The organism is Bradyrhizobium sp. TM102, from assembly GCF_009176685.1.
Taxonomy (GTDB): Bacteria; Pseudomonadota; Alphaproteobacteria; order Rhizobiales; family Xanthobacteraceae; genus Bradyrhizobium; species Bradyrhizobium ottawaense.
Genome location: NZ_AP021855.1, coordinates 2,263,700 through 2,287,442, shown reverse-complemented (window position 1 = coordinate 2,287,442; position 23,743 = coordinate 2,263,700). Strand labels below are relative to the sequence as shown.

The window sequence follows — 23,743 nt, the reverse complement described above, 5'->3', positions numbered from 1 at the left end:
ATCGATCACCGCAGCTTCAGCGTGGAGAGACCGGCCAGCGCCAGCATCACCGAGATGATCCAGAAGCGGATCACGATCTGCGGCTCGGTCCAGCCGAGCTGCTCGAAATGGTGATGGATCGGCGCCATCCGGAAGATGCGTTTGCCCGTCAGCTTGAACGAGACCACCTGCACGATGACGGAGACCGCCTCCAGCACGAACAGGCCACCGATCACCGCCAGCACGATCTCGTGCTTCACCGCGACCGCGATGGCGCCGAGCATGCCGCCGAGCGCGAGCGAGCCGGTGTCGCCCATGAAGATCGAGGCCGGCGGCGCATTGAACCAGAGGAAGCCGAGGCCGGCGCCCAGCAGTGCACCGCAGAGCACCGCGAGCTCGCCGGTGCCGGCGACATATTTGATCTGCAGATATTCGGCGAACACTGCGTTGCCGGCGAGATAGGCGATCATCGCGAAGCTCGCTGTCGCGATCATCACGGGAACGATGGCGAGGCCGTCGAGCCCGTCGGTGAGGTTCACCGCGTTGCCGGAGCCGACGATGACGAAGGCGCCGAATATGACGAAGAACCAGCCGAAATGCAGCACGGTGTCCTTGAGGAACGGAATCGTCAGCGCGGTCGATGCGGGATCGCGGTTCAGCCGCACCAGCGCATAGCAGGCCACCAGCGCGATCGCCGCCTCGATCAGCAGGCGAAGCTTGCTGCCGAACCCGGTCGTGGTCTGCTTGGTCACCTTGAGGTAATCGTCATAGAAGCCGACGAAGCCGAAGCCGAGCGTCACCGCCAGCACGATCCAGACGTAGGGATTGAGCGGATTGGCCCACAGCACGGTGCCGACCGTGAGGCCGGACAGGATCATCAGCCCGCCCATGGTGGGCGTGCCCTTCTTGGCGAGGTGCGATTGCGGACCGTCGATCCGGATCGGCTGACCCTTGCCCTGACGGATGCGCAAGTGATCGATGATCCAGGGCCCGAACAGGAACACGAACAGCGCGCCGGTGACGACGGCGCCGCCGGTACGGAAGGTGATGTAGCGGAAGACGTTCAGGAAGGTGCGAACGGCACCGAAGCCCGGAAATGTGTTGGAGAGCTCGATCAGCCAGTAAAACATTCAGACGGTCCTATGGCGCCTTTGCACACGCGGTCTCGGCCTTGATCTTGGTCTTTACCTTGGCCTCAACGTGCCTCACGCGCATTCGCTGGTCTTCATCATGGGTCGCGACCTCCGGGAAACCGGACGGCTTCGCGCCGCAAAGGGTGGGATTCGGGAACGGCGCCTTCCAAGCAGTTTACGCCTTTGCCTGCAAGGCGGCCACCAGGCCCGGCACAAACTTGTTGACCCAGAACATCTTCTTGCTGCCCTTGACAACCACGACGTCGCCTGCCTTCAGCAGGTTCGCGACCTCACTCGGCTTCAGCGTGGCGGGATCGCCGTGCCAGCCGAGGCCCTTGCCGGCCGGGAGCACATCGTAGAGGTGGCGCATCAGGGGGCCGACGCAGTAGATTCCGTCAATACCGTCGAGATGCTTGGCAAGGCCGGTGTGATAGCCTGGTGCATCATCGCCCAGCTCCAGCATGTCACCGAGCACGGCAACGCGGCGGCCGCCGGTCACATTGCGCGCCTGGAGGCTTTGCAGCGCAGCGGCCACGCTGGCCGGATTGCCGTTGAAACTGTCGTCGATCACGGTGATACCGCCGACCGCCTGCTCGACGCCGCGGCCAGTCATGATGCCAACCCGATCGAGCTTGATCGCCAGCGTCGCCGCATCGAGACTCGCGGCGCGGATGGCGGCGAGCGCGGCCAGCGCATTCTGCACGCGGTGCGGCGCGCCCGGCGTCAGGCTGAAGGCGATCTGCTTCTTGCCGATCATGGCCACGACCTGCCAGCTCTCGCCATGCGGCGCGTGCGTGACCTCATGCACCTCGGCATGTTCGCCAAAGCGCACCACCTTGCCCTTCCATTCGGATGCCTTTAGCCCGGCCGGCAGCACCAGCACCCCGTCCTCGGGCAGGCCGAGCGCGATCGACACCTTCTCGCGGCGGATGGCTTCGAGCGAGCCGAGCTTCTCCAGATGCACGGGCTGGACATTGACGACGAGTGCGACGGTGGGCCGCGTCAGTTCGCTGAGCCGCGCGATCTCGCCTTGCTGGTTCATGCCCATCTCGACGACCCAGAGACTTGCATCGGGTCTGGCATTGCACAGCGTCAGCGGCACGCCCCAAAAATTGTTGAAGCTGGACGGACTGGCATAGGCGTTCGGATAGGCCGCCAGAAATTCCTTGGTGCTCGTCTTGCCCGCGCTGCCGGTCAGCCCGATCACAGGCCCGCGGAAGCGGGCGCGAGCGGCGCGCGCGAGGCCCCAGAGGCCGTCGATCAGCGTGTCCTTGACGACGATCTGCGGAATGCGGATGCCCGCGATCTCGTGCGGCACGATCATCGCGACCGCGCCGGAAGCTTCTGCCTTGTCCGCGAACTCCCAACCGTCGCGCGCGCTGGCGAAGGCCGAGATGAAGCCGCCGCTCGGCGTGCCGCTCAGCGCGACGAACAGGCTGCCCGGCTTCACCAGCCGGCTGTCCTGGGTGACGAAGTCGATCGGCGTGTCCGGGAACGAACCGGCAGCGCCCAGCGCGCGCGCGACGTCGGCAACTGTCCATATCGGCGCGCTCATGCAACCCTCGACGCTAATGCGGCGGCGACCGCCTCGTGATCACTGAAGGGCAAAACCTCTCCGCCGACGATCTGCCCGGTCTCGTGGCCCTTGCCGGCGACGAGCAGGGCATCGCCTTCCTGGAGTTCCTCGATCGCGGTTCGGATTGCCGCGGCACGGTCGCCGATCTCGCGGGCGCCCTTTGCGGTTGCGAGGATTTCGGCGCGAATGGTTTCGGGCTTCTCGCTGCGCGGATTGTCGTCGGTGATGATGATTCCGTCGGCGTTCTCGGCCGCGATCTCGCCCATGATCGGACGTTTGCCGGCATCGCGATCGCCTCCGGCGCCGAACACGACGACCAGCTTTCGTTTCGCATAGGGCCGCAGCGCCTGCAGCGCCTTCGCCAGCGCATCGGGCTTGTGCGCGTAGTCGACGAAGATCGGCGCACCGTTGCGCTCGCCGACGCGCTCGAGCCGTCCCTTGGCGCCTTCGAGACGCTCCAGGCTTGCGAACACGTTGGCGGCATCGCTGCCGGTACCGATCGCAAGTCCGGCCGATACCAGCGCGTTCTCGATCTGGAATTCGCCGACCAGAGGCAGCCGGATCGCATAGCGCTTGCCGCGATGTTCGAGCGTCAGCTTTTGCGAGAAGCCCTCGACCACGGCCTCAGTGAGACGAATGCCCTCGCCGGCCCCGTCGCCGTTGCGACCGACCGCCATCACGCGCAGGCCGCGCGACTTCGCGGCATCGATCGCTTCCGCCGAGCAATCATGATCGGCCGAGATCACCGCGGCGCCATCGGGCGACACCAGTTCGCGGAACAGGCGGAGTTTCGCCGCGAGGTAATGCGCAACGGTCGGATGGTAGTCCATGTGGTCGCGCGAGAGATTGGTGAAACCGCCGGCGGAGACGCGTACGCCGTCGAGGCGATACTGATCGAGCCCGTGCGAGGACGCTTCGAAAGCGAGATGCGTCACGCCCTCGCGCGCGATCTCATCGATCTGTCGGTGCAGCGCGATTGGATCCGGCGTCGTCAGCGAGCCGTAGACCGTGCGCTTGGGCGAGACGAGGCCGATGGTGCCGATGCTGGCTGAGGCATGCCCCAGTCGCTCCCAGATCTGGCGCGTGAACGCGGCGACCGAGGTCTTGCCGCTGGTGCCGGTCACGGCCGCGATGGTCGCCGGCTGGGCGGGAAAGAAACTCGCCGCGGCCAGCGCCAGCGCGCGGCGTGGATTGGCAACGCTGATGAACGGCACCTTGCCACCGTCGGACGCATGATCACCCACGACAGCGACGGCGCCTGCGGCGACCGCGGCATCGACGAAGCGCGCGCCGTCGGTCTTGCTGCCGGCGAGTGCGAAGAAGAGATCGCCCGGCTTGACGACGCGGCTGTCGAGCGCGAGCCCGGTCACCTCGAGCGCGGCGATAGCGGGCTCGATCGCGGCATTGCCTGACAGATCTTGGCCTAAGAGGTCGCGCAGCTTCATGGTCTTCCAGTCGACATGCCCTGCCGGAAAGCCGAATCCCACGGAAAATCCCGACTCAGCCGCGGCGAAGGCCTACCCCGTTGATTACTGGGTTGTCCTGGATGCTGCAAGAATAAGGCGCTCCGCAGGCGGCAGGTCGAACCGCGGCTCGACGCCCAGAAGCGGCGCGATCCGCTCGATCACCTTGCCGCCGGTCGGCACCGTGTTCCAGCCCGAGGTGATGAAGCCCTTCGTTTCAGGAATCGCCTGCGGCTCGTCCAGCATGATCAGGATCTGATATTTCGGATCGTCGCAAGGCATGATGGCGGTGAAGGAGTTGAGCACGCGCTTCTTGGCATAGCGGCCGTTGATGACCTTTTCGGACGTGCCGGTCTTGCCGCCGACATAGTAGCCCTTGACGTCAGCGGTCTTGGCGGTGCCGATTTCGGCGTTGAGCCGCATCAGGAACCGCATCTTGTCGCTGGTCTCCGTCTTGATCACGCGCTTGGCCATCGCCGCTGCTTCGGATTCGCTGCGCTTCATGAAGGTCGGCGGAATCAGATAGCCGCCGTTCACCAGCGCGTTGATGCCCATCACCGCCTGCAGTGGCGCCACCGACATGCCCTGGCCGAACGCGATGGTGACCGTGTTCAGCTCACCCCAGCGGCGCGGGATCAGCGGAGCCGCGCTCTCCGGCAGCTCGGTGCGCAGCCGCGTCAGCTGGCCCATCTTGGCGAGGAACGCCTTGTGGGCCTCGACACCCTGGCCGAGCGCGATCCGCGCGGCGCCGATGTTGGACGAGAAGGTGAACACTTCCTTGGTGTTGATGAAACGCCCGAGCGGATGGCTGTCGTGGATGGTGAACTTGCCATAGTGCAGGTTTCCACGGGCATCCCACGACGTGTTCAGATTGATCTTGCCGGAATCGAGCGCCATCGCCAGCGTGAACGCCTTGAAGGTCGAGCCCATCTCGTAAACGCCGGTGGTCAGGCGATTGATGCGGTCGGGGTCGTGCGCTTCCTTCGGATTGTTGGGATCGAAATCCGGAAGCGAGACCATTGCCACGATCTCGCCGGTCTTGACGTTGGAGACGATGCCGGAGGCGGCCTTGGTGTGGTACTTCTCCTTGGCCTTCAACAGCTCGTCGCGCAGCGCGTGCTCGACGCGCAGATCGATCGAGAGCTCGATCGGCTTCTGCAGCCGGTCGGTGGCAAAGCCGGCACGGTGGAGATCGGCGAGGCCCTGATTGTCGAGCCACTTCTCCATGCCGGCGATGCCCTGGTTGTCGATGTTGACCAGACCGATGAGGTGGGCGACCTCGTTGCCGGTCGGATAGACGCGCTTGTTCTCGCGCAGGAAGCCGATGCCGGGAATGCCGAGCTTGTGAATCGCCTGCTGCTGCTTGGCCGTGACCTCGCGCTTGAGCCAGACGAAGCCCTTACGCGTCCTCAGGCGCTCGCGCACCTCGGCCTCGTCAAGATCGGGCACGGTCGCCGTGAGCAGCTCGATCGCCTCGTCCTTGTCGATGATACGGCGCGGCTCGCCGAACAGGCTCGCCGCCTTGACGTCGGTGGCGAGGATTGCGCCGTTGCGGTCGACGATGTCGGGCCGTGCGGTTGCCACCACCTCCTGCGCCGCGGCGCGGCGCGCGCCGTGGGCATCGGCGCCGATGGCGAACATCACGAGCCGGCCGCCGATCAGGGCGTAGACCGAGGCGAAGGCGAGCATGGCGAGACCAACCCGCGCGCGCGCCTTCGCGGCGCGGTCGACATTGCGCCCGTAGAGCAGGCTGCGGATCAGCCGCTGGCGCCAGGGTTCCGTAGGTTTGGCCGGAGTCGCAGCGCTCATTGCTTGTCCTCGGGCCGAGGCACGGAGCCCGTCACATTGTCGGGATCGCTCGCGGCTTCGATGGTGTTGAGCATGGCTCCGATCGGATCGGGCTCGCCAGGCCTGAACATCCGCGGCGGACGCTCCGGCAGGTTCTTCAGCGAATCATATTGCGTGCCGTTGACCGGCTTGAGCTGCAGATGCCGGTCGGACAGGCCCTGCAATCGGTGGGGCGCATCGAGCTTTGCCCATTCGGATCGCAGCGAAGCGATCGCGTCGCGCTGCTCGCGGATCTCCGCATGCAGCCGCAGCACCCTCTCGGTGCGCGCCGTGGAGTCCATCTTGATCCTGTAGACATAGGCCGCCGCGAAGATCAGCGCGCCGATGACGAAGAGGTGGATGATGCGCATGCGCTAGCCTCCCCTCATCACGTCGGAGAGTTTTGGCCAGGACGATGGCTCGCCATCGTCATGCGCGGGCGCCGAGGTGCGCTCGGCGGCGCGAAGCTTTGCGGAACGCGCGCGCGGGTTATGCGCGACTTCGTCCTCACCGGCGACTACGGGCCGCCGCGTCAGAAGCTGGAAGCTCGGCGGAACTTGCGCCACCTCCGGCAGGTGCCGCGAGCCGCCGCCGGTTTTCGAACGCTCGGAGAGGAAATTCTTGACGATGCGGTCTTCCAGCGAATGGAAGGAGACCACGACGAGGCGTCCGCCCGGCTTGAGCACGCGCTCGGCCGCAGCGAGCGCGGTCTGCAGTTCCTCGAGCTCTTCATTGACGAAGATGCGCAGGGCCTGGAATGTCCGCGTCGCCGGATGAATATCGCCGGGCTTCGAGCGCACCACCCTGCCGATGAGGTCGGCGAGCGCGCGCGTGGTCGTGAACGGCGCCTCCTGACGGTCCGCGACGATGGCGCGGGCGACGCGGCGCGAATGCCGCTCCTCGCCGAGGAGATAGATGATGTTGGCGAGATCGCCTTCCGAAGCGCGGGCAACGACGTCGGCGGCGGTCGGCCCCGCCTGCCCCATCCGCATGTCGAGCGGACCGTCGAGGCGGAAAGAGAAACCGCGGCCGGCCTGGTCGAGCTGCATCGAGGACACCCCGACATCCATCACGACGCCGTCCACGGCCTCGACGCCCTGCGCCGCGCAGACCTCACCGAGGTTGGAGAATCGGTCCTCGACCAGCGTCAACCGGCCCGCGGAACGTTCGACCAGTTCCGCACCGCCCGCGACTGCGGTGCGGTCGCGGTCAATGGCGATGAGCCGGGTTCCCGGCACGTCGAGGATGGCGCGGCTATAGCCGCCGGCGCCGAAGGTGGCATCGACGTAGATACCGCCATCGCGCGGGGCGAGATGGGCGATGGCCTCACGGCCAAGAACGGGAATGTGCGGAGCCGAGCTCATGCGCCAGACCTGCTGGAGGCCCAGCCTGACGTCCAAGCGAGATTGGGGACGAACAAGCCCATGACGCCTCGAATGACTCCGTATCGCGGCGGTTCCACGACCGCACCGTCCAGCATGGTTACCAAGCCCGGTCGTCCCGGGCGGCAAACCCAGTGTTCCCAGCGGAATTTGTCGGGCAGCCATGGGATTTCGAGCCAAAATACGCTTTGGCCGCCTCCGGACGCGGGTCGGCTCTTCATCCCTCAGTAACGGCCCTTAGCGTTAAGAAAGCGTTGCTCGGCTCGTGACAAGTCGAAAAGCTGGTGAGGCGGTGATGCTTCATCCACACACTTCGCCAAAATGCATCCGTTAACCGCGCCGCGCGATTGCGCACGGTGGAGGGTAAAGGAATAGTAAAGAGAAGGGCTTGGCCCACTCGCCGTCCGACCTTGGTTTGTCTATGCCGCCGTCCGGTTCGTCCACACCGTCTGGATCTGATTCGAAGCGTCAACGCGTTCTCCCGGTTCCCAAGGCCGCGGCGAGCATGAGGGCGTTCGAGCCGGATTCCTCGATCGTGTCCGACATCATCCCCTCGCCGAACTATGGCGAGCGCAACAAGGCACGGCAGCCCGACATGATCGTGCTGCACTACACCGGGATGCCCGATGTCGAGGGCGCGCTGGCGCGGCTGTGCACGGCGGGAACCGAAGTCTCGGCGCATTACGTCGTGCTGGAAGACGGCCGCATCGTGCAATGCGTGCCCGAAACCAGGCGCGCCTGGCACGCCGGCGTCTCGTCCTGGGCGGGCGAGGACGACATCAACTCCTGCTCGATCGGCATCGAGATCATCAATCGCGGCCACGACTGGGGCTATCCGGAATATCCGCTGCGCCAGATCGCCGCCGTGATCGCGCTGTGCCGCGGCATCATGCTTCGCCGCAAGGTGCCGGCCCACCGGGTGCTCGGCCATTCCGACGTCGCGCCCGCGCGCAAGAAAGACCCCGGCGAAAAGTTTCCGTGGCACTCGCTGGCCAATTCCGGCGTCGGTCACTGGGTGACGCCGGCCCCGGTCGTGCGCGGCGAGACCCTGATGCTCGGCACCATCAGCGACGAAGTGCTTAGCCTGCAGCAGGCGCTCGCCAGATACGGCTACGGCGTGCCGCTGACCGGCAAATACGATGCCGCGACCATGGAAGTCGTCACCGCCTTTCAGCGCCACTTCCGCCCCGCGCGGCTGGACGGTGTCGCGGACCACTCGACGCTGTCGACATTGCAGGCGCTGCTGGCGAGCCTGCCGGCAGAGGGGACGACCGTCGCGTCGAAGTGACGGCGATGGCCGCGCAGTTCGCTCTCGTCCCGGACGCGCAAAGCGCGAGCCGGGACCCAGTCGGCGACACGTCACGCTTCGATAGGATGGGCCCCGGCTCTGCAGCGCACCGTCGAAGAGACGCTGCGCTGCGTCCGGGGCACGAGCCCCTACCCCATCTCCCTCATCCGCCGCGCATAGAGCCGCCGCAACGGCTCGAGCTGTGTCGCCGCGGTCGCTGTCTGATACGCCTCGCACGCTTCATCCTTGCGGCCGAGCCTTCGCAACAGATCCGCACGCACTGCGGGCAACAGCTCATAGCCGCGCAGCCCGCCTCGGGCGCTGATCGCATCGACGAGATCGAGCGCACGTGCCGGCCCATCGACCATCGACACGGCGGCAGCGTGGTTGAGCTCGATCACCGGAGAGGGAGAGATGCGCAGCAACACCTCGTAGAGCCCGGCGATCTGACGCCAGTCGGTCTGCGCAAAGCTCGGCGCACGGGCATGCAGCGCGGCGATCGCGGCCTGCACAGCATAAGGCTGCGGCCGTCCCGGCACGCGTAGCGCATCCTCGACCAGGCCCAGGCCCTCCTCGATCTGCGCGCGATCCCACAGCATGCGGTCCTGCTCCTCGAGCAGCACGATATCGCCGGCCGCGGTCTCGCGTCCGGCGCGGCGCGCATCGTGGAGCAGCATCAGGGCCAGCAGGCCCTTGATGCCGCCGCGATCCGGCATCAGCCGATCGAGCAAGCGGCCGAGCCGGATCGCTTCAGTTGCAAGATCAGGCCGCATCAGATCCGCGCCCTCGGTCGCGACATAGCCCTCGGTGAAGACCAGATAGATCACGGCGAGCACGCCATCGAGCCGCGGCGCCAGCGTGTCGCGCTCGGGCACCTCGTAGGGGATGCCGGCGAGCCTGATCTTCTGCTTGGCGCGGACCAGCCGCTGCGCCATTGCCTCCTCGCCCACGAGAAAGGCGCGCGCGACCTGCGTGGTCGACAGCCCGCAGACGGTGCGCAGCGTCAGCGCGACTTGGACCTCTGGCGCGAACGCCGGATGGCAACAGGTGAAGATCAGCCGCAGCATGTCGTCGTCGAGTGTTGCCGGCGGCTCGTCGACCGTTTGCGCGTTGAGCTCGATCTCGTGCAGGAGCGCCTGCTGCTTGCCGCGGAAGACAGCCTGGCGCCTGACACGATCGATCGCCTTGTGCCTGGCGACATTGACCAGCCAGGCGCGCGGATTGTCGGGGACCTCGCACGCGGCCCAGCGTTCCAGCGCGACGGCAAAAGCATCCTGAAGCGCGTCCTCGGCGAGATCGAAATCGCCGACGAGGCGGATCAGCGTGGCCAGCGCCCGCCCCGCCTCGTCGCGGAAGATCTTGTCGATCTCGCCAGGGGTCATGCGGCGACGCGCGGCTCGGCCGTCACTTGTCGTAGACCCAGATCGGCCGCACCTCGATCGAACCGACGCGCGCGCTCGGAATCCGCGCCGCGATCTCGATCGCGGCGTCGAGATCCTTGGCCTCGATCAGATAGTAGCCGCCGAGTTGCTCGCGGGTCTCCGCAAACGGTCCATCGGTCGTCAGCATCTTGCCGTCGCGCACACGCACCGTCGTCGCGGTCGTGGTCGGCCGCAGTCGATCGCCGGCCTTGAAATTGCCGTTCCGGATGATGGATTGCGTGAAGGCTTCATACTCCGCCGACATCTTCTGGCTGGTTCCCGTGTCAATCTTCGCGTACTCGGCCTCGTTCTGGTAGATCATCAGCAGATATTGCATCGCTTCACTCCTGTTGTTCGGCTGTGTCGCCGACATCCAGTCGAACGGAGCACGCAGCAAACGACATCTTCAGGATAAATTATTTCGGGCGGATCGTGGGCCGCGATATCGGCTTGACGAAACCGTCACAAATGCCCCATGCGTTGTCAGTCAGTCGGCCGGACGGCCGCTCCGGCAGGTGCCGAAAGGCCGCCGGGGAGGAAAGTCCGGGCTCCCTTGACATACGGTGCCGGATAACGTCCGGCGGGGGCGACCCCAGGGAAAGTGCCACAGAGAACGAACCGCCCCGCTTCGCCTTCGGCTTCGCGGGGTAAGGGTGAAAAGGTGCGGTAAGAGCGCACCGCGGGTCCGGCAACGGAGCCGGCATGGCAAACCCCACCGGGAGCAAAACCGAATAGGGACGGCGTAGCGGGCTGTTCGCGAAAGCGATAACGCCGCGGGGCGATGTCAGGCCCGCCGTCCGGGTAGGTTGCTCGAGGCCATGTGCAAACATGGTCCCAGAGGAATGGCCGTCACGTATCGTTCGCGCAAGTGGACGGTGCCTTACAGAACCCGGCTTACAGGCCGGCTGATATCTTGCAACGAGGGGTTCGATGCTAGCGCATCGGGCCCCTCACCATTTTGGCTTGGCCCGCTGTCATTCCGGGGCTTGCGCAGCGGGAGCTATGATGCGCAATTGCGCATCTGAGAATCCATCGGGCGGCAAAGTTGGTGGATGAATCGATTCCGGGTTCGTGCTGCGAACGCCCCGGAATGACGCCCGGTTAGCGTTGTCTTGCCTTCACCAGCACCGGCGCAAGCTCGTCCGCCTCGCGCCGCTGCTTGCTCGCCTCGAAACCGTGCATGCCGACCTGCCATTGCAGCCCGACGATGGCGCCCTTGGTCGGCTGCAGCAGCGCGAGCGAGGCGAACAGCGTCACCGGCAACCACACCGCCAGTTGCAGCCAGACCGCCGGTGCATAGGCGGTCTCGACCGCGAGGATCGCCGGCACAACGAGATGGCCGACTACGACGATCACGAGATAGGCGGGGAAGTCATCGGCGCGCTGGTGGAACAGCTCCTCACCGCAACGATCACAGCTGTTTGCGACCTTCAGGAAACGGCTGAACAAATGGCCTTCGCCGCAGTTCGGGCACTTGCCGCGAAAGCCGCGCCACATCGCCTTCGCCAGAGAGACTGAACCTGCCGCCATGACCCCACCTCTTCCTTTTCGACGATCCATACAATAATATCTTGCATCCATACATTCAAAGGAAATGGGCTTAAATTGCATGGATTGGAGCCCGACAATCTCGGAGCTATCAGGGCCGCGCTACCAGCGCATCGTCGAGGCCATGGAGGTCGACATCGCCGCCGGCCGGCTGGTGCGTGGCCAGCAACTGCCGACGCAGCGCGCGCTTGCAAAGGCGCTCGGCGTCGATCTCACCACGGTGACGCGCGCCTACACCGAGGCGCGGCGACGCGGGATCATGGAGGCGCGGGTCGGACAGGGCTCGTTCGTGTCGGAGACCAGCGCGCGCCGCGCGGTCGATCTGCCGCATCCCGTCGCGATCGATCTTTCGATGAACGTGCCGCCGCATCCGCTGGAGGCGCAACTCGACGAGCGCATCATCGCCGGGATGGAAGCGATCCGCGCGCAATCGGGCCTGACGGCGTATCTCAATTATCAGCCGCCCGGCGGCAGCGCGCATGAGCGCGACGTCGCCGCGCGCTGGATGCGTGCGCGGGTGCCGCACGCGCATGCCGACAAGCTCGTGGTCTTTCCCGGCACCCAGACGATCCTGTTCAACCTGCTCGCCCATCTGGCGCGGCCCGGCGACATCGTGCTGACGGAGGCGCTGACATTCCCCGGCATCAAGGCCGCAGCAGTGCGGCTCGGCATCAAGCTCGTCGGCGTCGCCATGGATGATGGCGGCATCCTGCCCGACGCGCTGGCAAAGGCGTGCCGCACGCACAAGCCGAAGGCCGTCTATCTCATTCCGACGCTGCACAATCCGACCACGGCGACGCTTGCCTCCGAGCGGCGCAGTGCGATCGCAAAGATCATCGGCGATACCGACACGATCCTGATCGAGGACGACGCCTACGGCCTGCTCGACCGCTCGGCATCGCCAATCGCCAATCTCATTCCCGAGCGGACTTATCTTGCGACCACGCTGTCAAAATGCATCTCGCCGGCGCTCCGCGTTGCCTATCTGGCGACGCCCGACAGCGAGGCGCAGCGGGACATGCGGACATATTTGCAGGCGACCGTGCAGATGCCGGCGCCGCTGATGGTCGCGCTGGTGACGCATTGGATCGAAAGCGGCATTGCCGATCGTATCATCACCGCCATCCGCAGCGAGGCGGTCGGCCGTCAGCAGCTCGCGCAGCGCGCATTGAAAGGCTTCCAGTTCCTGGCCAAGCCCGCGGCGCATCATCTGTGGCTGCGGCTGCCTGAGGACCGGCCCGATGTCGCGGCGCATCTGTTGCGAAACGGACTTGCGGTCGTCGCCGGCGAGGCCTTCACGGTCGATGGGACACCGCCGCACGCGGCGCGCGTCTCGCTGGGCGCGGCACGCAACAGGTCAGAATTGACGGAAGCGCTACGCATCCTGGTCGGCGCGCTGCAGAAGCCCGCCGACACCAGACAAATCGTCTAGATCATCGACGATGACGGCGATGGGTCGAGCGCACGACCGGCGCCCCAGGCGACGGATAGGCCTGCAAAGCATATGCATCGCTGGGCGTGCCCTGCTGGCCGAGAGCCGCACGCGCCGCAGGCGTGAGCTGGCCGCCGTTCAGCACGTCGCGGTCGGGATGAGCCGCCTGATACGCTGCAGGCTCGGAAAGCTGCGCCTGGGCCATCGTCGGCATCAGCGTCGCCGCCAACAGCGCGGCTGCAGCGGCGATCTTGGTGCGGGTCATGGTCATTCTCCATCATCGCATTCGGGTCCGACCGATCCGAGTGCAGGATGGCGGTGGGGGGCCCCGGGATTAAAGTACGACCGTCATGTAGGCATGTCTTTCGCGAACGCCCGGCGCCGCAGATCACGCTTGCGTGCAGGGCGGATTGACTTGCACGGCAGCAAGCATGCTATGCGGGCGACGGCGATCAACAGTTCGAGATCGCCCCGGCGACGAGGACATTCTATTGGAAACGCTCACCTACGCGCTGCTGCTGCTCGGCGCATTGGCCGGCGGCTTCGTCTCGGGCCTGGCCGGGTTCGGCACGGCGCTGATGGCGCTCGGCATCTGGCTCTACGTACTGCCGCCCTCGCTCGCAGTGCCGCTGGTGCTGATCTGCTCGGTGATCGCGCAGACCTCGACCTTGCCCTCGATGTGGAAGATCTTCGACCTCTCGCTGGTCTGGCCGTTCCTGATCGGCGGTCTGATCGGCGTACCGATCGGCACCATGCTGATCGCCTCGGCCGATCCAAAAGTGTTCAAGCTGAGCGTCGGCATTTTAATTCTGATGTTCTCGAGCGCGCTCTATCTGAACAAGAGGCCGCTCGCGATCAAATTCGGCGGCCGCCTCGCCGACGGCGCGATCGGCTTTGCCGGCGGTATTCTTGGCGGCCTCGCCGGGTTGTCCGGGCCGCTGCCGATCCTGTGGGCTAACATCCGCGGCTGGAACAAGCATGAGCGGCGCGGCATCTTTCAGCTCTTCAATTTCACGGTTCTCGCGACAGCACTGGTGCTGCAGACCGCATCGGGTCTCGTCGAGATCAAAGTGGTCTGGCTCGCGCTGGTCGCGTTTCCGGGCACCCTGATCGGCGCCTGGGCCGGCGCCCGCGTCTATCACGCCCTCAACGACAAGCATTTCGGCGATGTCGTGCTCGGCCTGTTGTTCCTGTCTGGCCTGACCCTGGTCTGGAACAGTCTCGGCGCGCTCTAGAGAGCGATGCGATCAGGATGAATCGTCATCGCGCTTTAGGTTGTTGTTTAAGCATGATCTTCTCGGAAAGCCGCTGCGCACTTTTCCGGATCATGCTCTAGCTCTCGCGCCCTCTTCGCGAGCGCCATGCCGCCGGCGACACCGACGCCGAGGACGTAGACCCAGCCCGGCGTGAAGTCGAACAAATGCGTGTTGAGCAGCGAGGTCAACATGTTCTGCACCACGACCAGCAGGCCGATCCAAGAGGCCAGGCCCTCGGCGCGAAACAGCGAGAGATGCGCAAACCAGAGCGCGTAGAGGATCAGGACACCGACGATTCCCCACTGCACGGCCACGCTGAGGGTCTGATTGTGTGGGTTGCTGACGATCTCGCCACGCAGCGGATCGATCTTCGCATCGGCGGCCACGCTTGCGAACAGGCCGCGGATCGAGCCGGTGCCGTGACCGACCAGCGGTGCATCGGCGATGAAGCGAAGGGACTTCCGCCAATATTCCAGACGTGAACCCATGCCGCTGACCTGACTGTCCTGCACGCTCGTCTGATAGTCGGCCTGAAATTTCGCAACCGTCGTCCGCAGATGCGGCGACACGCCGAAGAGCAGCACCGCCGACAGCGCCATCGCGCCGGCGGCAAGCAGCGCCGCACGCAGGCGCAGATACAGCAACGCGAACAGCACCACCAGGATCGGCAGCGTCACCAGCGCCGTGCGCGACACCACGACGAAGATCATGTTGGCGAGGAATCCGATCGCGAGCGTCGCGAACAGCGCCGCGATGCCGACGCGGCGTTGCCGCAGCAGCGCCACGATCGGATAGACCAGCGCGAGCACACAGAGCGCGAACTCCTGGCTCTGGTCGATATAGTTGCGCACCGCGATCCCGCTTTCGACCTTGTAGGGCCCGCGCGACAGATAGAGCTTCAGCGAGAGTGCGGGGTCGATTGCGACGGCGAAGGAATAGAGCATCAACGCCGTGCAGGACGCCAGGAAGGCGAAAAACACCCAATGGCCGTACGGCCAACGCTCGAACTGGTAGATCATGAGCGGAATGACCAGCAGCTTCGCCGCCGGCCCGATCGCGTGGATTCGCTCCGGCCATGGCGCATCCGACCAGAGCGTGCCCACGGCGGCGAGCGCGACCAGCGCGATGGGCAGCAGGCAGATCGGGCGAAGCAGCGAACGCGGAAACGCGCGCAGATCGACAAACGCGAAGGCGATCAGCCAGGGTATGAGCGCGAAGGTCAGCCCGGTCGTGGTCCACGGCAGCAGCAGAGCGATCAGCGCGACGAAGCGGGCCGGCGTGCGATAGCGCGCCGCCCAGATCGCGGCGAGCCATGACGCCGCCCGCGGCTCGTTCGTCACTCCGGTCATTGGCCCTTCTGCAGCCCACCATCCACCCCGCCCGGCAAGTTAGCCGGAGCAGCCAGGATGGAACAAGCCACCGTTACGCAGGCTCGCGGGCGAGAGGCGCAATGGGCTCGGCGCTCTCCTGCTCTGGGTCCTTCTCCTTCGGCGCCGAAATCAGGCGCTTCCTGAACTCGCGGCGCAGCAACCACAGGCTCAAGCCCGCCTGCAATATTGTCGCCGCGACCGACAAATACCAGACATACTCCATGCGAAAGCCCGGCCGCGTCGACAGCCAGATCGCCGGCAGTGAGTAGGTGAACACGCGCGTCGCCGAGCTCAAGAGCACCGGCCTGGTGTTGCCAAGGGCCTGGAACATGCTCGAGCAGGTGAAGATCAGCCCCTGTGCGACCATGTTGAGCGAGATGATCCGCAGGAACAGATAGGCGATGTCCATGGTCTCGCGGTCGTTCGAGAATCCGGCGAGCAGCAGCTCCGGCTTCACTTGCGCAAGGGTCATGAAGCCGGTCATCACGATCGTGACGATCAAGGCGGCCTTGAGGAAAGTTTCCCGCACGCGCGCAGCGTTGGCTGCGCCGACGTTCTGGCCGGCGATCGGCCCGGCCGCCAGCCCGACCGCAAGCGCCGGCATGTTGATCAGGCCGAGCACGCGCTGCCCGATGCCGAAGCCGGCCTGCGCCGCCGCGCCGAAATCGCGCAGCACGTAATAGACCACCGCCATGAAGATGAACATCATCGCGAACTCGCCGCCGGCCGGCAGGCCGACATTGAGAATGCGCTTCAAATGGTGCGGCTGCGGGCGCCACTGCGCCGGATTGAAGGCGACATAGCGCTCGACCTTGCGGAAATACGCCAGCAGCACCAGCACGCCGATGGCGACCGCGATCGAGCTCGCCAGCCCCGCACCGACGACCCCGAGCGCATGGCCGGTACCCCAGCCCGTGATCAGGACCGGCGCCAGCGCGATATTGATGGCCACAGCAAACGCCTGCACCAGCATGGTGGGACGCACGATACCGGTCGCGCGCAGCGCAGCCCCCATGACTTGGGTGGCGAACTGCAGCGCGAGCGCCGGCATGAACCACAGCAGGTAAGTGGTCCCGGCCTCGATCGTGGCCTGGTCCGCTGCGATCGAGCGCATGTAGGCGCGCGACAGCGCGGCACCTGCGAGCAGGGTCAACAGTCCGAACAGCACCGACAGCACGATCGCCTGGTTGAAGATCAGGTTCGCATCCGACCGGTCCTTGCGTCCCACGGCATGCGCGATCAGTGCCCCAGCGCCGACACCGAGCACCTGCATCAGCCCGTTGACGAGAAAGCCAGCATTGCCGGCCGCGGCGACGCCCGCCACGGCGGCATCGCCCAGGCCCGACACGAAGTACAGATCGACCAGTTGGCAGACCATGATCGATATCATGCCGGCCATGATCGGAGGTGCCATGGCCAGGATGTGTCTCACGATGGAGCCGTTGGTCAGGTCTTTCATCTCATTCCATCCTTGACGCATTCCTTGGCGGCGCGACTGCGGGACTTTCGTCCCGCAGTCGCGCGCCTCACTCCGCTGCAGCGATATGCCCGAGCTCCACCACCTGGCGCTCGAACAAGCCGCGATAAATGCCGCCGGGTCTGGCCGCGAGCGTGGCGTGGGTGCCCTGCTCGACGATCTCGCCGCGGTCGAACACCAGGATGCGATCGAGGCTCCTCACCGTCGACAGCCGGTGCGCGATCACGATCGAGGTGCGGCCCTTCATCAGCCGCTCCATCGCCTCCTGGATCAGCGCCTCCGATTCCGAATCCAGGCTCGAGGTCGCCTCGTCCAGGATCAGCACCGGCGCATCCGCCAGGAACGCGCGCGCCAGCGCCACGCGCTGCCGCTCACCGCCCGACAGCTTCACGCCGCGCTCGCCGACCAGCGTGCCGTAGCCCTTCGGCAGGCGCAGGATGAAGTCGTGCGCATTCGCAAGCCGCGCCGCCTGCTCGATCGCCTCGAGGCTGGCGCCGGGCCGGCCATAGGCGATGTTCTCGGCGAGCGAGCGGTGAAACAGGATCGGGTCCTGCTGCACGATCGCGATCTGGCTGCGCAGCGATTGCTGTGTGGCCAATGCGATGTCCTGCCCGTCGATCAGCACACGGCCGCCGGTGACGTCGTAGAGCCGCTGCACCAGCTTGACGAAGGTGGTCTTGCCGGAGCCGGAGCGTCCGACGAGGCCGACACGTTCACCGCCCCGGATCGTCACCGACAACCCGTCATAGAGCGGCGCGCGATGGCCGCCATAGTGGAACGTCACGTCGTCGAACACGATCGCGCCGCCCTCGATCGCGATCGGCCGCGCACCGGCCGCATCGGCGATGCCGATGGGCTCGGCATGGATCGCAACCAGTTCGTCCATGTCGTTGACCGAGCGCTGGAGGTTGTTGATGTGCATGCCGACGTCACGCAAATAGGCGTGGATGATGTAGTAGCTGGTCAGCACATAAGTCACGTCGCCAGGCGAGGCATGTCCCGACATCCACAACAGCACCGCGCCGCCGATCACGGACGTGCGGAGGCAGAGCAGCAGCGACAGCTGCGCCATGGACGTGTAGTTGTAGCGCAGCCAGGTCCGCCGCACCCGCACGCGCCATCGGTTGATGACGCGGCCGAGCCGCGTATCCTCGCGCGCTTCCGCGCCAAACGACTTCACCACCGCGTTGCACGTCAGGGCATCCGCAAGCGTGCCGCCGACCTTGGTGTCCCAGGCATTGGAGACTCGGGCGGCCGGCGCGATGTAGCGCGTCGAGAACACGACGGTGATGGTGACGTAGAAGAACGCGCCGACCGCGATCACCACGCCGAGCGAGGCCCAGTGCATCCCGATCAGGACCATCGAGCCGATCAACACCAGCAGCGAGGGCGCTAGCGCCATCAGGATGGTGTCGTTGAGCAGGTCGAGCGCCCACATGCCGCGCGTGATCTTGCGCACGGTCGAGCCCGCGAAGGAGTTAGCGTGCCAGTCCGTGGAGAAGCGCTGCACACGGGTGAAGGCCTCCTGTGCGACGTCCGACATGGTCTTGAGCGTGAACGGCACGATCGCCTGCAGGCCGGCCAGCCGCAGCACCACGGAGGCCGCGCCCAGCCCCACGATGGCGCCGAAGGCAACCAGGGCGGCATGCCGCGCATCGGGATCCGACGGGCCGCGCGTCAGCGCATCGACCAGCCGGCCCGAGAAGACCGGCATGAACAGGTCGGCTATGGTCGCACCCAGCAGGCCGCCGGCCACGATGAGCCCCCGTCCCGGCTGCTTCAGCCAGTGCCGGAACACGAAGGGCAGCACCAGGCGGATCGCCGCGGGCTTTTTTGACAGAGCGGTCATGACATCATCCGGCCGCCTTTGGCGCGGGCCGGCTCCATCGATGGACGCAGGCCGGCCGCGAGGGCCGAGACGGCGTCACTTAAGGTTGGCTTTGACTTGGGAAAGAAAGCGATCGGGACGCTTGGTCGGAAACTTGGCCCAATCGAAACTGGCGGAGGAGGCCTCTAACAGGCCGCGTACATACCGAACCAGAACATCATCGAGCGCGGGCGTACGATCTGCGAATGCGACGAAATCATGCAAATCTCTCCCCGGTTCGAGTGAATGAGGTGCGCTTTATAGATGTGTCGTTCGCGACTTGCAACGGGGCTCGCGCGAGATCACGGATGAGTGTTGCAATTTGGTGCGCGCGGCCTTGATGCGCTCCACAGCCGCCCCGCCCTCCGCCGTCATGCTCCGCGAAAGCGGGGCATCCAGTACGCCGCGGCGGATGTGGTGAGAGCGAGTTCACCAACGCCGGCCTCTGGAATACTGAATCGTCCGGTCAAGCCGGACGATGACACCGCGTGTGTGGCAGGCTCAATGCGCGTCGCCGCCGCCGGTCAGTGGGGCCGGCTTGCTCAGCAGCGTCACCAGCAGGGTGAGGCCGAGATAGAACAGCGTCAGCACGAAGAAGGCATCGCCGAAGCTCATCACGACGGCCTGGCGGTGCACGAGCTGGGAGAGCTGCTTCATCGCCATCAACGTGGAATCGCCGAGGCCCTGGAACTTCTGCATGAACATGGTCAGGGTTTCGGTCGCGGTCGCATTGCCCCAGGTCACGCGCTCCTGGAGGCGGGTGATGTGCAAATCGGTGCGGTCGTTGAGCACGGTGTTGATGACGGCGAGGCCCACGGCGCCGCCGAGGTTGCGCATCAGGTTGAACAGACCCGAAGCGTTCTTCACCCTATCAGGCGCCAGCGTGCCGAGCGCGATGTTGTTGGTGGGCACCATCGCGAACATCATGCCGATGCCGCGCAGGATCTGCGGCACCAGCAGCTCGTAGAAATCGTAGTCGCGCGTGATCCATGTCATCTGGTAGGAGCCGATCGCGAACACGACGAGGCCGAATGCGATCATGTAGCGCATGTCGACTTTCACCATGAGGCGGCCGACCAGCGGCGCGACCAGGAACATGGTGATCCCCGAGACGAACATGGTCTCGCCGATCATCAGCGCGCTGTAGCCGCGTACTTCGGCGAGATAGCGCGGATAGATGTAGGTCAGGCCGTAGAGGCCGATGCCGATGCAGAACTGCAGCACGCAGCCGATCGCGAAATTGCGGTTGGAGAAGGTGCGCAGGTTGACGATCGGCTCGGCCGCCGTGAAGACGCGCCAGAAGAAGGCGATGGCCGAGATCGCGCAGATCCAGGCGCAGATCGCGACCGAGGTATCCTGCATCCATTCATATTGCGGCCCCTCCTCCAGCACATATTCCAGCGTGCCGAGGAAGCCCGCCATGAACAACAGACCCCACCAGTCGAAGCGGTCGAGCAGCTCGAAATGCGGCTCGTCGAAATCGACCAGCGCCCGCACGCCCAGGGTGATGCCGATGCCGGGCACGACGTTGATGAAGAACAGCCAGTTCCACGACATCAGGTCGGTGATGTAACCGCCGACCGTCGGTCCGATGGTCGGCGCCAGCGTCGCGACCAGCCCGATGATGGGGCCGACGATGTGGAATTTGGAGCGCGGAAAAACGGTATAGGCCGAGGCGAACACCGTCGGGATCATGCCGGCGCCGAGAAAGCCCTGCAGCGCGCGCCAGAGGATCATCTCCTCGATGGTTGTGGCGAAGCCGCAGAGCAGGCTCGAGGCGGTGAAGCCAGCCGCCGAGATCGCGAACAACAGCCGCGTGCCGAAGGCGCGCGACAGGAATCCGGACAGCGGGATCGCAATGACCTCCGCAATCAGATAGGCGGTCTGGACCCAGGAGACCTCGCTGGAGCTCGCCGACAATCCGGCCTGGATTTCGCTCAGGGAGGCCGAGACGATCTGGATGTCCAGGATCGACATGAACATCCCGAACACCATGATGATGAACGCGAACAACCGCTTCGGCGCGATGCGCTCCGAAGCGGCGTCCGCCATCATGGCGGGTGAAGCGGTGGTGGCGTTGGCCATGGTCTGACCTCGCAGCGCTGAGGCTGTGGCTACTGCGGGTGGATCGCGGTGGGATCGTCGAGGTCGACCTCGCTGTCGGCGTCGGCCGCGCCCTTGTTGGTGTCGACGGTCGCATAGACCGACATGCCGGCACGGAGCAGGTTCTGCTTCGCTACCGACTTTGGCACGCGAATGCGGACCGGCACGCGCTGCACGATCTTGGTGAAGTTGCCGGTGGCGTTGTCGGGCGGCAGCAGCGTGAACACCGAGCCCGCGCCCGCCGCGATGCTGTCGACGACACCGGAGAACTTGCGCATGCCGTAGGCATCGACCTTGATCGTCACCGACTGGCCGGGACGGATGCGCTTGAGCTGCGTTTCCTTGAAATTGGCGTCGATATAGACGGCGTCCAGCGGCACGATGTTGCCGAGGCGCTGGCCGACCGCGACAAAGTCGCCGGCGTTGACCAGGCGATTGGAGAACGTACCGTCGACCGGCGCGCGCACCGCGGTGAAGCTGAGATCGCGCTCGGCCTTGGCGAGCGTGGTCTTGAGCTCGGCGAGCTGGGCCTGGGCTTCGGCCTGCTGCGCCTTGGCGACATCGACATTGCTGATTGCAACGTCGTATGCGGCCTGCGCGGCCTTGACTGCGGCGGCGCCCTGGTCGCGTCCGGCTTCCGAGCTCTCGAAGGTGGCGCGCGAGGCAAACCCCTTGTTGCTCAGGGCCTGCTGGCGCTCATAGTCGAGATCGGCGCGCTTGAGGCCCGCTTCAGTCGAGACGAGTTGCGCCTTGGCCTGCGCCACCTGGCTGTCGAGCGCGGCGACCTGGCGGCCGATGCGATCGATGGTGGCCTGCTGGGTTGCGATCCTGGTCGCGGCGGCATCGACCGCGATCTTGTAATCCCCGTCATCGATGCGGAAGACAATGTCGCCCGCTTTCACGGTCGTGTTGTCGCCGGCAAGGATCGAGGCGATGTGGCCGGAGACGCGCGCGCCCAGCATGGTGTTGTTGGCGCGGACATAGGCGTCATCGGTGGAGATGTAGAAGCGGCCAACCAGCGTGTAGTAGCCGGCATAGCTCGCGGCCGCGAGCGCCAGCACGAGGCCGACGCCCATCAGGACGAACTTGCGCTTGCCGGATTTGGGAGCGCCGGCGGCAGGTGCCTCCGGCGCAGGTGCGACCGGCTTGTCGGTCACGGGCTTCTCCGGCGCCTCGGCGGTGCGGCGCCTGGCTTCCTCGGCCACGTGAGAGCGCAATTGCTCGGCAAGGGGTGCAGCGTTCTCGATCGCAGCATCACCGTCCGCGTGCTCCTCCACCGTTTCCTGGCGAAGGACGCGCGCAGCCTGGTCTCTCGATACGGCCATAAAGGCCTCCCCAAAAAAGCGCGATCAAAGAGACAGCCGGCGTGCGGCCTGTTCCCTCTCGCTAATCCAAATATCATTGACCGAACGGTTCGGTCAATATACATAATAATCCCGGCCGGACCCTACTGACGAGAATCCTTTATTCGGGTTTCATGGCCGCAGACCCGACTCAAAAACCTGCCGAGACCCTGAACCAATGGTTGTAGCCGGCCGCGATCATCTGCACGTCATCCAGGAGGAGGACGGCTCCAAACGTCGCCAGATCCTGGACGGCGCCCGCAAAGTGTTCATGGATCTTGGCTTCGACGGCGCCAGCATGGGCGAGATCGCGCGCGCCGCGCAGGTCTCCAAGGGCACGCTCTACGTCTACTTCGCCGACAAAAGCGCGCTGTTTGAAGCCATCCTCGAGCAGGAGGCGCTCCAGTACGGCCAGGTCGTGTTCAATTTCGATCCGGCGCGCGATGCCGAGACCACGCTGAAGGAGTTCGGCCGGGCCTATATCCATCTGCTCTGCCGGCCCGGCGGCGGATCAGCGATCCGCACCGTGATGGCGATCGCCGAGCGCATGCCCGATGTCGGCCGCCGCTATTATGCGCGGGTGCTGGACAAGTCGATCAACCGCCTCTCCGACTATCTCAAAGCCCATGTCGCCTCGGGCCATCTCAAGATCGACGATTGCAACCTTGCCGCCTCCCAGTTCATGGAGCTGTGCAAGGCGTCCCTCTTTCTGCCCTTCGTGTTCCAGGCCGCGCCCGCGCCGTCGGAACAGCGCATGACCGAGGTCGTCGACAGTGCGACGCGGATGTTTATGGCGGCATACAAGGCGAAGTAGCTGCGCGTTGCGCAGGCCCGTCAGGCGGCACTATATTTGCGGTCATGTCCCGTGATCTTCGCCCGCCCGTCGATATCCTCCATTACGAGATCGTTCAGGAACAGGCCTCGGCGCTTGGACGGATGGGCCGCACACTCGAACAGGCGCTAACCCGCTTGCGCGAGTTCGACGCCGCCCACGCGCTCTCGGAGCTGCCGGCCTCGATGCAACCGGCCAGGCGCAAGCTGGTGATGGAAGCCGGTCAGGCGCTCTGGATGTTCGTGGTGCAGCGTGAGGCGACCGGCCTGCGCGACAGCCGCCATATCATGCGCACCTACAATGTCCCGGGCGAGGTGCAGCTCTGCATGGGGTTGGTCCCCGCACCGGCGAAGCGGACGTAGATCGTAGCCCGCGTGAGTGCAGCGATATGCGGGACCATTATCCACGGATATCGCGGAGCCTGTCATCGGGCCGGCGCTTCGCGC

The 23,743-nt window shown here is 65.5% G+C and carries 20 protein-coding genes and 1 other RNA gene; 6 read left to right on the top strand and 15 right to left on the bottom strand.

Annotation, left to right across the window (positions count from 1 at the left end):
- Positions 1-5: 5 nt before the first annotated feature.
- The 6 genes from mraY to rsmH all read right to left on the bottom strand — a co-directional run bounded on the left by mraY (position 6) and on the right by rsmH (position 7,342).
- Positions 6-1,109, bottom strand: a complete 1,104-nt coding sequence (gene mraY, locus GDN70_RS10780) for a phospho-N-acetylmuramoyl-pentapeptide-transferase (protein ID WP_152102497.1) — start codon at positions 1,107-1,109, stop codon at positions 6-8.
- Positions 1,110-1,287: 178 nt separating this feature from the next.
- A complete protein-coding gene (gene murF / locus GDN70_RS10775; RefSeq protein ID WP_028145535.1) occupies positions 1,288-2,667 on the bottom strand; it encodes a UDP-N-acetylmuramoyl-tripeptide--D-alanyl-D-alanine ligase in 1,380 nt (459 codons plus the stop codon).
- Complete coding sequence (locus tag GDN70_RS10770; RefSeq protein ID WP_152103681.1) at positions 2,664-4,133, bottom strand: UDP-N-acetylmuramoyl-L-alanyl-D-glutamate--2,6-diaminopimelate ligase; 1,470 nt, start codon at positions 4,131-4,133, stop codon at positions 2,664-2,666. Before GDN70_RS10770 ends, murF begins: the two co-directional genes overlap by 4 nt.
- Before the next feature lie 84 nt (positions 4,134-4,217).
- On the bottom strand, positions 4,218-5,960 hold the full coding sequence (locus GDN70_RS10765) for a penicillin-binding protein 2 (protein WP_028145537.1): 1,743 nt from the start codon (positions 5,958-5,960) through the stop codon (positions 4,218-4,220).
- Complete coding sequence (locus tag GDN70_RS10760; RefSeq protein WP_152102496.1) at positions 5,957-6,349, bottom strand: hypothetical protein; 393 nt, start codon at positions 6,347-6,349, stop codon at positions 5,957-5,959. The genes GDN70_RS10765 and GDN70_RS10760 overlap by 4 nt, the downstream gene beginning before the upstream one ends.
- Before the next feature lie 3 nt (positions 6,350-6,352).
- Positions 6,353-7,342 carry a 16S rRNA (cytosine(1402)-N(4))-methyltransferase RsmH gene (gene rsmH, locus GDN70_RS10755; RefSeq protein WP_173015781.1) on the bottom strand — a complete coding sequence of 330 codons (990 nt, stop codon included), beginning with the start codon at positions 7,340-7,342 and terminating at the stop codon, positions 6,353-6,355.
- A gap of 523 nt (positions 7,343-7,865) precedes the next feature.
- On the opposite strand from rsmH, the gene GDN70_RS10750 reads away from it, so the two are divergent.
- Positions 7,866-8,648 carry an N-acetylmuramoyl-L-alanine amidase gene (locus GDN70_RS10750; RefSeq protein WP_038971256.1) on the top strand — a complete coding sequence of 261 codons (783 nt, stop codon included), beginning with the start codon at positions 7,866-7,868 and terminating at the stop codon, positions 8,646-8,648.
- Between the two features lie 149 nt (positions 8,649-8,797).
- On the opposite strand, the gene GDN70_RS10745 is transcribed toward GDN70_RS10750, so the two are convergent.
- Together GDN70_RS10745 and GDN70_RS10740 are read right to left on the bottom strand one after the other, a co-directional pair.
- Positions 8,798-10,030, bottom strand: a complete 1,233-nt coding sequence (locus GDN70_RS10745; RefSeq protein WP_028145541.1) for an RNA polymerase sigma factor — start codon at positions 10,028-10,030, stop codon at positions 8,798-8,800.
- Between the two features lie 22 nt (positions 10,031-10,052).
- A complete protein-coding gene (locus tag GDN70_RS10740; RefSeq protein WP_026202052.1) occupies positions 10,053-10,406 on the bottom strand; it encodes a YciI family protein in 354 nt (117 codons plus the stop codon).
- A 150-nt stretch (positions 10,407-10,556) separates the two neighbouring features.
- Here GDN70_RS10740 and rnpB point away from each other — a divergent pair.
- Positions 10,557-10,982: RNase P RNA component class A (gene rnpB / locus GDN70_RS10735), an RNA gene on the top strand.
- Positions 10,983-11,170: 188 nt separating this feature from the next.
- On the opposite strand, the gene GDN70_RS10730 is transcribed toward rnpB, so the two are convergent.
- Positions 11,171-11,599: a DUF983 domain-containing protein gene (locus GDN70_RS10730; RefSeq protein WP_028145542.1), complete on the bottom strand. Its 429-nt coding sequence runs from the start codon at positions 11,597-11,599 to the stop codon at positions 11,171-11,173.
- Between the two features lie 79 nt (positions 11,600-11,678).
- Between GDN70_RS10730 and GDN70_RS10725 the strand changes: the two genes are divergently transcribed.
- Entirely contained in the window at positions 11,679-13,049 is a 1,371-nt protein-coding gene (locus GDN70_RS10725) for a PLP-dependent aminotransferase family protein (protein WP_028145543.1), read from the top strand.
- Position 13,050: 1 nt separating this feature from the next.
- Here the strand turns inward: GDN70_RS10725 and GDN70_RS10720 are convergent, their stop codons facing one another.
- Entirely contained in the window at positions 13,051-13,314 is a 264-nt protein-coding gene (locus tag GDN70_RS10720; protein ID WP_038971261.1) for a hypothetical protein, read from the bottom strand.
- 226 nt (positions 13,315-13,540) lie between these two features.
- On the opposite strand from GDN70_RS10720, the gene GDN70_RS10715 reads away from it, so the two are divergent.
- Positions 13,541-14,284, top strand: coding sequence for a sulfite exporter TauE/SafE family protein (locus GDN70_RS10715; protein ID WP_028145545.1), 744 nt, complete (start codon positions 13,541-13,543; stop codon positions 14,282-14,284).
- Positions 14,285-14,331: 47 nt separating this feature from the next.
- On the opposite strand, the gene GDN70_RS10710 is transcribed toward GDN70_RS10715, so the two are convergent.
- The 5 genes from GDN70_RS10710 to GDN70_RS10690 form a co-directional block, all read right to left on the bottom strand.
- Entirely contained in the window at positions 14,332-15,654 is a 1,323-nt protein-coding gene (locus GDN70_RS10710; RefSeq protein ID WP_049801819.1) for an O-antigen ligase, read from the bottom strand.
- Between the two features lie 73 nt (positions 15,655-15,727).
- Entirely contained in the window at positions 15,728-17,134 is a 1,407-nt protein-coding gene (locus GDN70_RS10705; RefSeq protein WP_028145546.1) for an MATE family efflux transporter, read from the bottom strand.
- Between the two features lie 67 nt (positions 17,135-17,201).
- On the bottom strand, positions 17,202-19,001 hold the full coding sequence (locus GDN70_RS10700; RefSeq protein ID WP_028145547.1) for an ABC transporter ATP-binding protein: 1,800 nt from the start codon (positions 18,999-19,001) through the stop codon (positions 17,202-17,204).
- Between the two features lie 519 nt (positions 19,002-19,520).
- The gene (locus tag GDN70_RS10695; RefSeq protein ID WP_152102494.1) at positions 19,521-21,104 is read right to left on the bottom strand and encodes a DHA2 family efflux MFS transporter permease subunit; all 1,584 of its coding nucleotides are present in this window, start codon (positions 21,102-21,104) and stop codon (positions 19,521-19,523) included.
- Between the two features lie 29 nt (positions 21,105-21,133).
- The gene (locus GDN70_RS10690) at positions 21,134-22,447 is read right to left on the bottom strand and encodes an HlyD family secretion protein (protein WP_152102493.1); all 1,314 of its coding nucleotides are present in this window, start codon (positions 22,445-22,447) and stop codon (positions 21,134-21,136) included.
- A 196-nt stretch (positions 22,448-22,643) separates the two neighbouring features.
- Between GDN70_RS10690 and GDN70_RS10685 the strand changes: the two genes are divergently transcribed.
- Both GDN70_RS10685 and GDN70_RS10680 read left to right on the top strand, forming a co-directional pair.
- Complete coding sequence (locus GDN70_RS10685) at positions 22,644-23,279, top strand: TetR/AcrR family transcriptional regulator (RefSeq protein ID WP_038947696.1); 636 nt, start codon at positions 22,644-22,646, stop codon at positions 23,277-23,279.
- Between the two features lie 44 nt (positions 23,280-23,323).
- Positions 23,324-23,659 carry a DUF6665 family protein gene (locus GDN70_RS10680; protein ID WP_038947698.1) on the top strand — a complete coding sequence of 112 codons (336 nt, stop codon included), beginning with the start codon at positions 23,324-23,326 and terminating at the stop codon, positions 23,657-23,659.
- Positions 23,660-23,743 lie beyond the last annotated feature (84 nt).